We start from the raw sequence: 1306 nt of genomic DNA on the forward strand, positions 1-1306 counted from the left end.
GGTGGCGCCGGCCATGCGGGCCTGCGGGATCTCGTCCTTGCTGACCCGGGGGGCCGGCGGGCCGGCGAGCTCCAGGACGATCGGGTCGTCCGGCGTGGTCGGCTCGGGGCGCGCCTCGATGCCGACCGCGCGCAGCAGCCCGCGCACCTTGCCGCGCTCGGCGGGCAGGGTGACCAGCACGTCGGCGCCGTCGGCACCGGCGCGCGCGGTCCGCCCACCGCGGTGCTGGTAGGTCTTGGCGTCCTCCGGCGGCCCGAGGTGGATGACCAGCCGAATGCCGTCGACGTGGATGCCGCGGGCGGCGACGTCGGTGGCGACGAGCACCCGGTAGAAGCCGTCGGTGAAACCGGCCAGCGCCCGGGTCCTGGCGCCCTGGGGCATCCCGCCGTGCAGTGGCTCGGCCGGCACGCCCGCGCGGCTGAGGGACTCGGCCACCCGGTCGGCGTCGCGCTGGGTCCGGACGAAGACCAGGGTGCTGCCCGAGCCGCCGGCGAGCGCCGTCACCAGCGCGACCTGTGCGGCGCGGTCAGGCGCCTCGAGGGCGTGCCGGACCAGCGTGCTGACCTGGGAGGTCTCCGAGTCGATCGCGACGAGGACCGGGTCGGGCAGATAGTCCCGGACCAGGACCTCGACCTCGCGGTCGAGCGTCGCGCTGAACAGCAGCCGCTGCCCGGTGGACGGGGTGGCGTCGAGCAGCGCCCGCACGGCGGGCAGGAAGCCGAGGTCGCACATGAAGTCGGCCTCGTCGAGCACCGTCATCTCGATCTCGCCGAGCTCGCAGGCGCTGCGCTCGACGAGGTCGGTCAGCCGACCCGGGGTGGCCACGACGAGGTGCACGCCGCGGCGCAGCGCCGAGATCTGCCGGCTGATCGACGTACCGCCGTACACCGGCGCCAGGCGCAGGTTCAGGGCCCGGGTCAGCGGCTCGAGCGCGTCGCTGACCTGCTGGGCCAGCTCACGGGTCGGGACGAGGACCAGGGCGCGGGGGCGGCGCGGCGCCGCCGGACCGCCACTGGCGAGCCGGGCGAGGATCGGCAGCCCGAAGGCGAGCGTCTTGCCCGATCCGGTCTTCGCGCGGCCGAGGACGTTCTCCCCGGCGAGGACGTCGGGCAGGGTCGAGGCCTGGACCGGGAACGGCGCGGCGATGTTCCGGTCGGCGAGCGCCTTGATCAGACGCTTGGGCAGACCGGCAGCCTCGAACGTCTCGGCCGGGGGCCGGGGTTCGCGCGTCGTGATGAGAGGAGCGGTCGGGCGCGCCGGGCCGCCGAAGCGGGAGCCGCCGGGCCGAGGACCGCGGCCCGCGGTG

At 76.1% G+C, this 1306-nt stretch carries 1 protein-coding gene; it reads right to left on the bottom strand.

Going from position 1 to position 1306, the window contains the following annotated elements; genetic code table 11:
- Positions 1-1113, bottom strand: a 1113-nt coding sequence (locus ND748_RS32165) for a DEAD/DEAH box helicase (RefSeq protein WP_251750038.1), incomplete at its 3' end; no start/stop codon positions are given.
- Positions 1114-1306: the final 193 nt, after the last annotated feature.

The sequence above is a fragment of the Frankia sp. AiPs1 genome, assembly GCF_023716945.1.
In the GTDB taxonomy this organism is placed as follows: Bacteria; Actinomycetota; Actinomycetes; order Frankiales; family Frankiaceae; genus Frankia.